Below are 7,738 nucleotides of genomic sequence, written 5' to 3'. Positions count from 1 at the left end.
AGTGAGTGATGACCGACCAGACAGTGGTGCTGCCGGCGGTGCCGGGGCCGGCAGTCGAGGACGTGGTCCGGGTCGAGGGGGTGAGCCGCACCTTCGGCAAGGGCGAGCACGCCGTGCACGCCGTACGGGACGTCTCGTTCACCGCGCGGCGCGGCGAGCTGGTGGCGGTGCGGGGTCGCTCCGGCGCCGGCAAGACCACGCTGCTGAACCTGGTCGGCGGCCTGGACCGCCCGGACGCCGGCCTGATCCGGGTGGCCGGGCACGAGGTCACCGCCGCGGGCGAGCGGGAGCTGCTGGCGTTGCGGCGGGGCACGATCGGGTTCGTGTTCCAGACGTTCGGCCTGGTGCCGATCCTGTCCGCGGCGGAGAACGTCGGGGTGCCGCTGCGGCTGGCCAAGGTGCCGGCGGCCGAGCGGGAGCAGCGGGTGGCGGTGCTGCTGGAGCTGGTCGGGCTGGGCGGGCACGCGGCGCAGCGCCCGTACGAGCTGTCCGGCGGGCAGCAGCAGCGGGTGGCGGTGGCCCGGGCGCTGGCGAACGAGCCGGACCTGCTGATCGCCGACGAGCCGACCGGCCAGCTCGACTCGGAGACCGGTCGCTCGATCATGGACCTGCTCCGGGCGGTGGTGCACGCGCGGGGGATGACCGCGCTGGTCGCCACGCACGATCCGGCGCTGATCGAGATGGCCGACCGGACGCTGACGCTGCGCGACGGCCGGCTGGCGCCGGAGGACTGACCGGGGTGACCGGGCCGCGCGCCTTCGGGTGGCGGCCCGGCGCCGGGTCGCGGCCCGGTCAGAGCGCCAGCTTCATGCCCTCGTGGCTGGCCACGAAGCCCAGGTCGCGATAGAACCGGTGCGCGTCGGCGCGCTGCTTGTCGGTGGTGAGCTGCACCAGCGCGCAGCCGCGCTCCCGGGCCCGGTCGATCGCCCAGCGCATCATCGTCCCGCCCAGCCCACGGCCGCGCCGGTCGGAGCGGACCCGCACCGACTCGATCAGGCACCGCTCGGCGCCGTGCCGGCCCAGCCCGGGGATGTAGGTGAGCTGGAAGCAGCCGACCAACTCCCCGCCGTCGTCGGCGACGATCAGCTCGTTGCGCGGATCGGCGTCGAGGTCGGCGAAGGCCCGCTCGTACGCCGCGTCCACCTCGGGCAGGTCACGGGTACGCCCCAGCACGTCGTCGGCGAGCAGCGCGAGCACGGCCGGCAGGTCGGCGCGGACCGCCTCCCGGAAGATCACCTCGGTCATCCGGCCAGCCTGGCACAGCGCCTCGTGCCGGTGTCGCCCGGTCTGGCGTCGAGGAGGTGCGGCGGCCTCAGCCGCCGTCCAGCCAACTCCGCAACGCCCACCACCAGTGCACGGTCTCCGGCACCGTGCACCGCGCGCCCTCCTCGACCGGCGGCCCGCCGGTCAGCTCCCGCAGCCGCCGCAGCCGGTAGCGCACCGTGTTCGGGTGTACGTGCAGCGCGGCGGCGGTCTGGTCCAGCCGCTGGCCGTGGTGCAGCCAGGCGAGCGCGGTGCCGGCGAGGTCCCGGTGGAAGTCGTCGGCCGGGTCGAGCGCGCCGAGCAGCGTGCCGCGCAGCAGCTCGGCCAGGACCGGCTGGGCGGCCAGCGCGGTCTCCCCGGCCAGGTCGGTGACCTGACGCAGGCCGCGCAGCCGCCGGTGCGCCGCCGTGGCCAGCGCCGCCAGGCAGAGCGCGTACATGGCCGGTGCCCGCGCCAGCGGCTGTGCGGGCGTCACCAGCGTCAGCAGGTCGGCCGGTACGGCGTCGGGCGGTCGCGGGAGCAGCCCGGCGAGCCGGTCGTCGACGGTGCCGAGCAGCCCGCCGTGCCGGATGAGCTGCCGGTGCAGCGCGTGCGCGCGTACCGGGTCGGGTGGCGCGGCGACCAGGCAGTGGTAGCGCCCGTCCGGCCGCAGCCCGAACCGGGTCAGCTCGGCCGGTGGCAGGCCCGCCGGGCCGTCGCGCAGCAGCCGCCGCAGCAGGTGCGCCCGGGCCGCCGCGCCGGTGCGGAGCAGGTCCCGTTCGGCGGCCCGGTGCCCGTCGACCACTGCCCGCTCCACCGCCGCGGCGTACCGGCCGATGGTGAGCAGCCCCTCCAGCAGCACCTCGTCCGGGATGCCGGCGGCCCGGCCGTGCCGGACCACCAGCTCCACCGCGCGGTCCCGTCCGGCCTGCACCCCGCGCAGCAGCCCGGCCACCGTGACGCCCTGCGCGGCCCGGTCCGCGCCCAGCCGCCGGGCCTCGGCGAAGTCCCGTCCGGCCGGGTCCTCGTGGCGTTCCAGCGCGCCGAGACCACTGGTCAGCAGCAGGACGACCTGGCGGCGTACCTCGTCGGCGGGCAGCCGGGCCACCTCGGGGGAGTTCACGCGGGCCGCCCGCGCCACCTCGTCGACGGCGGCCGGGTCGGCGGACAGGTCGCGCAGCAGCGTGCCGAACGTGGGGACGTTCCCGGTCCGGGTCACGCCGCCTCCCGTTGTCGTCGCGGCACAACCAGGTCGCGCGGGCGTTGGCGTCCGGTCCCTAGCCCCGGCGGCCGGCCGGTTGCTCTCCTGGTTGTTACCGCAAGGTAACACCGTTCGCGCCACTGAGAAACGTCGATGTCGTACCGGCTGCCAGGAGGCGTCCATGACCCCCGTGCCACTCCGCCCGCCCCGACCCCGCCGCCGCGCCGCGCTCGCCGTGCTGGCCGCGCTCGCCCTCGTCGCCCCGGCCCCGCTGCTGACGGCGCCCGCGCCGGCCGCCGCCGCGGTCCCGCTCCAGGAGGTGATGTTCGTCGGCAACAACTGGGACGGCACCGCCGACGTCATCCGGTCCCGTGGTGACTACGCCAAGCTCGGCCGGATCAACGTCATCCCGGACCGCGCCGCGCGGCTGCGCGAGATCTACCTCAACCCGATCAAACTGGCGTACTTCCTCGGCATCCGGCAGGGCCCGGGGGAGGGCCACGACCAGTTCGTCGACGACATGTACACCACCCCGGACGGCAGCGCGGTGGTGGTGTCCCGGCCCAGCTTCGCCGACGTCGTCTCGATCGACCTCGCCACCGGCGCGCTGCGCTGGCGGTTCCCGGTCTCCGGCTACCGCTCCGACCACATGGCCGTGTCACCCGACGGCACCCGCGTCGCGGTCTCCGCCTCGACCTCCAACACCGTGCATGTGCTGGACATCCGCACCGGAACGCAGCTCGGCTCGTTCGGCGCCGGCGACAAGCCGCACGAGAACATCTACACCGACGGCGGCACCCGGCTGTGGAACATGTCCATCGGCGAGGTCAACACCGACCTGGACGCGCCCTGGCTCGACTGGACCAAGGGCGACCGCCGGATCACCGTCGCCGACACCAGCACGTACCAGGTGGTCAAGGTCATCGACATGCGGGACCGCCTCGACGCCGCCGGCCGCCGCGACCTCTCCGACGCGGTCCGCCCGGCCGTGTTCACCCCCGACGGCAGCCGGCTCTACTTCCAGGTGTCCTTCTTCAACGGCGTGGTCGAGTACGACGTGGCAACCGACCGGATCACCCGCATCGCCACGCTGCCGAAGAACCCGGCCACCAGCGAGGACCGCACCACCTGGGTCAACGACTCCCGGCACCACGGCCTGTCGATGAGCCCCGACGGCGCCCGGATCTGCGTCGCCGGCACCATGGACGACTACGCCACGGTGCTGGACCGGGCCACGCTGCGCGAGGGGCCGCTGGTGCCCGCGAACAAGCCGTACTGGGCCACGGTCAGCGGGGACGGCCGGGACTGCGTGATCTCCGAATCCGGCGCGGACCAGGTCACCGCGATCAACTTCGCGACCGGGCAGAAGGTCGCGAGCGTCCCGGTCGGCGACCACCCCCAGCGCGTCCGCATCGGGCACGTGCCGCAGGACTGGACGCCCCCGGCCGCCGGCTGACCGCCGACGTTCGACCGGCCGGCGTCCGGCTCCCGGCCGCCGGCCGGGCCGTCACCGGGCGGGGCAGCGCAGCCCCTCCCGGGGGACGGTGAGCGAGATCAGGTACGCGTCGACCGCCGACGTCACGCACGGCGTCTGCGGGTACGCGGTGTGTCCCTCACCCTCCCAGGTGAGCACCCGACCCACGCCCAGCATCGCGGCCAGCGCGGGCGTCTGCTCGTACGGCGTGGCCGGGTCACCCGTGGTGCCGACCACCAGGATCGGCGGCGCGCCGTTCGCCCGGCCGGTCGGATACGGGTCCCGCTCGCCGGGCCACTCCACGCAGCCGAGCATCCCCACCGCGAGGGCGGGACCGAACAGCGGGTACTTCTGCCGCCACTGCGACTGCAGCGAGCGGACCTGCTCCCGGGTCGGCTTCTCGGTCTCGTCCGCGCAGTTGACCGCCAGGTTCGCGTCGAACAGGTTGGAGTAGTGCCCGTCCGGCTCCCGGCCCGCGTACGAGTCGGCCAGCTTGAACACGCCGGCCGGGTCGCCGCCCTGCAACTCGTCGATCGCCCGGGCCAGCTCCTGCCAGCCCTGCTCGGTGTAGAGCGAGGAGATCACCGCGTAGAAGACCCAGCCGGAGGTCGCCTCCCGGCCGTCCTGCCCGCGTACCGGGGAGGTCTTCGCCTTGGCGATCGCGTCGGTGACCGCACCCCGGGCGTCCGGCGCGATCGGGCAGCGGCCGGCGTTCGCCGCGCACCAGCGGGAGAAGTTGTCGAACGCCCGCTCGAAGCCCTTCGCCTGGCTCTCCGACCCGGCGATCAGCTTCTGCTGCGGGTCGACCGCGCCGTCGAGCACCAGGGCGCGCACACGCTGCGGATAGAGCTGGGCGTAGGTGGCGCCGAGCAGCGTGCCGTAGGAGTAGCCGAGGTACGTCAGCTTGTCGTCGCCGACCGCCGCCCGGACCGCGTCCATGTCGCGGGCCGCCTGCTCGGTGCCGTAGAGCGGAAGCTGGTCGCCGTACTTCGCGCCGCACCGCTCGCCGATGCGCCGGTTGAGGCCGACGAAGCCGTCGAACGACGACTGGCTCTCCGGGTCGGGGTCGTAGCCGAAGCTGGCGTCCAGGTCGGCGTCGGAGATGCACTTGACCGGGCTGGACCGGGCCACCCCGCGCGGGTCGAAGCCGACGATGTCGAACCGGTCGGTGACCGACGTCGGCAGCCCGCCGAACGCCGGACCGAAGGACAGGTAGACGGCGGTGTCCACGCCCGAGGCCCCCGGCCCGCCGGGGTTGACCACCAGCGACCCGATCCGGTCGCGCTGCTTTGTCGAACGGGCCCGGATCAGCGCGATCTCGAACGTCTCTCCCGCGCCCGGCCCGGCGGTCGCGCCGGTGGTTGCCCCGGTGCCCCAGTTGCGCGGCACGGCGATCCGGGCGCAGTCGTAGCGCATGTCCGCCGCACCCCGGCCGACCAGCTCGTTCGGCACCTCCGGGCAGGCCCGCCACTGTGGGGCGGTGCCCGGCGGGGCGGCCTCGCCCTCGCTCTCGGCGCGCGGCGCGAACGCCGGCAGCGTGCAGCCGGCGGTGAGCACCACCGCCGCGACGAACGCGGCGAGGGCGGGCCGGAACCGGCGGGTCCGGTCGGGGAAGCCTGTCACGTGGGCGCCTTCCATGATCGTGTCGACCGCCAGGCTACGCCCGGCCGGCCGCGTCACCGACCGTCGCCGCCGGATCGCCGCGCAGCACCTCGTCGACGTCGTAGCGGATCGGGCGGTCGAGCTGGCCGTAGTCGCAGGAGCGCGGATCACGGTCGGGGCGCCAGCGCACGAACCGGGCGGTGTGCCGCAGCCGGTCGCCCTCCATCGCGTCGTACGCCACCTCGACCACCAGCTCGGGACGCAGCGGCTCCCACTCCAGGTTCTTGCCGCCGGTCCACCGGCTCACCCCGCCCGGGATGCGCTGGCCGCGCTCGTGGTCGCCGTGCACCCACGGGTGCTCGCCGCCGACCTCGCGGTAGGGCTCCAGCTCGTCCAGCAGCTCCTTGCGGCGGGCCATGGTGAACGAGGAGCTGACGCCGATGTGGTGCAGCACGCCCTGGTCGTCGTAGAGCCCCAGCAGCAGCGAGCCCACCACCGGGCCGGACTTGTGCCAGCGGAAGCCCGCCACCACCGCGTCCATGGTGCGCGCGTGCTTGACCTTGAACATGAGCCGCTTGCCCGGCTCGTACGGCAGGTCGGCCGGCTTGACGATCAGCCCGTCCAGGCCGGCGCCCTCGAACACCTCGAACCAGCGGCGGGCCGTCTCCGGGTCGGTGGTCACCTGGGTCACGTGCACCGGCGGCCGCACCCCGGACAACGCCTGCTCCAGCCGCTCGCGGCGCTGCGGATAGGGCTGCCCGGTGAGCAGCTCGTCGTCGATGGCCAGCAGGTCGAACGCGACGAAGTCGGCCGGGGTGGTCTCGGCCAGCAGCTTCACCCGGGAGGCGGCCGGATGGATCCGCTGGGCCAGCAGCTCGAAGTCGAGCCGGGGGTGCCCGCCCGGCCCGTCCCGGCGGATCACGATCAGCTCGCCGTCGACGGCGCACCGGGGCGGGAGCTGCCGGCGCGCCTGCTCGACCACCTCCGGGAAGTAGCGCGTCATCGACTTGCCGCCCCGGCTGGCCAGCTCGACCTCGTCACCGTCGCGGAACACGATGCAGCGGAAGCCGTCCCACTTCGGCTCGTAGGTCAGGCCGGGATCGGTGGGCAGCTCGGACACGCTCTTGGCCAGCATCGGCTCGACCGGAGGGTTGATCGGCAGGTCCACGGCGACCAGTCAACCAGACCCCACCGACAGTGGTGAGGCAGATCACCGGGGGTGGTCGGGCGGCGTGTCCCGTGCCGGTCGCCTTCGTCACCGCTGCCCGGATGGTGAAACCGCAGGTCAGAGCTACCTTCGCGGCGTGCCGGAGTGGAGCTGCGGATGCTGCGGGCGCTGGCGGGTCAGCGTCGAGCTGATCCGTGGCCGCTACCGCTACCGGCTGGCGCACCGCTATCCGGCCGAGCACGGCGGCGGCGCGAACGTCCTCGGCGAGGTCGGCTCGATCACCGAGCTGGAACGCCTGCTGAAGCGCTACGCCCCGGTCACCCTGGCCGACCTGCGCGAAGCGGCCTGACCCTCCGCCCGGCGACCCGCTGCCCGCCGGCCGGCGCCGAGCGACGGAATGCCGGCTGCCCCTCCGCCCCGGCATCTCCGCCCCGGCAAGCCGCCGATCTTGGAGTTGTGGTGCCTCGTAAAGTTCGTCAATCGGGCATCCTGGGCACCCTAAGTCCAAGATCGACGAAGCGGGGGCGGGGCGAGGGCGGAGCGGGGCGCGCGCGGGACGGCGGGCGGGTGGAGTGCGGGCGTAGCCTGAGCGGACCGTCCACGGGGGAGGAACGCCGATGCGGTTCGTCGAGTCCGTCGAGATCGCCGCCGACGTCGACCGGGTGTGGGCGGTGCAGAGCGACGTCGAGCGCTGGCCGGAGTGGACGCCCTCGGTCACCGCCGCCCGCCGGCTGGAGCCCGGTCCGCTGGCGCTCGGCTCGACCGCCCGGCTGGAGCAGCCGCGCCTGCCCCCGGCGGTGTGGCGGGTCACCGAGATCGAGCCGCCGTACTCGTTCGTCTGGGAGTCCACGAGCGCCGGCGTGCGCAGCCGGGGCGAGCACCGCCTCGTCGCGCTCGGCGACGGGCGCACCCGGGCCGAGCTGGCCCTGGTGCAGACCGGGCCGCTGGCCGGCCTGCTCGGCTTGCTCGCCGGCTCGATGATGCGCCGCTACCTGCGGCAGGAGGCGGACGGGCTCAGGCGCCGCTGCGAGCAGGGCTGACCGTCTTTTCC

At 74.6% G+C, this 7,738-nt stretch carries 8 protein-coding genes; 4 read left to right on the top strand and 4 right to left on the bottom strand.

The genetic code is table 11. The features are described 5' to 3' along the window. Positions 1-8: 8 nt before the first annotated feature. Positions 9-734: an ABC transporter ATP-binding protein gene (locus KBX39_RS16875; RefSeq protein WP_210871448.1), complete on the top strand. Its 726-nt coding sequence runs from the start codon at positions 9-11 to the stop codon at positions 732-734. Positions 735-792: 58 nt separating this feature from the next. On the opposite strand, the gene KBX39_RS16870 is transcribed toward KBX39_RS16875, so the two are convergent. Both KBX39_RS16870 and KBX39_RS16865 read right to left on the bottom strand, forming a co-directional pair. Next, entirely contained in the window at positions 793-1,245 is a 453-nt protein-coding gene (locus KBX39_RS16870) for a GNAT family N-acetyltransferase (protein WP_069089391.1), read from the bottom strand. Positions 1,246-1,312: 67 nt separating this feature from the next. Further along, a complete protein-coding gene (locus KBX39_RS16865; RefSeq protein ID WP_064447170.1) occupies positions 1,313-2,461 on the bottom strand; it encodes a helix-turn-helix domain-containing protein in 1,149 nt (382 codons plus the stop codon). Positions 2,462-2,624: 163 nt separating this feature from the next. On the opposite strand from KBX39_RS16865, the gene KBX39_RS16860 reads away from it, so the two are divergent. Further along, positions 2,625-3,899: a YncE family protein gene (locus KBX39_RS16860; RefSeq protein WP_113971723.1), complete on the top strand. Its 1,275-nt coding sequence runs from the start codon at positions 2,625-2,627 to the stop codon at positions 3,897-3,899. 51 nt (positions 3,900-3,950) lie between these two features. Here KBX39_RS16860 and KBX39_RS16855 read toward each other — a convergent pair whose 3' ends face one another. Together KBX39_RS16855 and KBX39_RS16850 are read right to left on the bottom strand one after the other, a co-directional pair. After that, positions 3,951-5,555, bottom strand: a complete 1,605-nt coding sequence (locus tag KBX39_RS16855) for an alpha/beta hydrolase (RefSeq protein WP_174537177.1) — start codon at positions 5,553-5,555, stop codon at positions 3,951-3,953. Between the two features lie 19 nt (positions 5,556-5,574). Further along, positions 5,575-6,687, bottom strand: coding sequence for an ATP-dependent DNA ligase (locus KBX39_RS16850; protein WP_064447172.1), 1,113 nt, complete (start codon positions 6,685-6,687; stop codon positions 5,575-5,577). A gap of 136 nt (positions 6,688-6,823) precedes the next feature. Here KBX39_RS16850 and KBX39_RS16845 point away from each other — a divergent pair, with 136 nt between their 5' ends. Both KBX39_RS16845 and KBX39_RS16840 read left to right on the top strand, forming a co-directional pair. Further along, complete coding sequence (locus tag KBX39_RS16845) at positions 6,824-7,036, top strand: hypothetical protein (protein ID WP_043325629.1); 213 nt, start codon at positions 6,824-6,826, stop codon at positions 7,034-7,036. Between the two features lie 268 nt (positions 7,037-7,304). Continuing rightward, the gene (locus KBX39_RS16840; RefSeq protein ID WP_064447173.1) at positions 7,305-7,727 is read left to right on the top strand and encodes an SRPBCC family protein; all 423 of its coding nucleotides are present in this window, start codon (positions 7,305-7,307) and stop codon (positions 7,725-7,727) included. Positions 7,728-7,738 lie beyond the last annotated feature (11 nt).

It is taken from the genome of Micromonospora sp. D75 (assembly GCF_018070405.1).
Classification (GTDB): Bacteria; Actinomycetota; Actinomycetes; order Mycobacteriales; family Micromonosporaceae; genus Micromonospora; species Micromonospora chalcea.
This window is presented reverse-complemented; position numbering and strand designations above follow the sequence as displayed.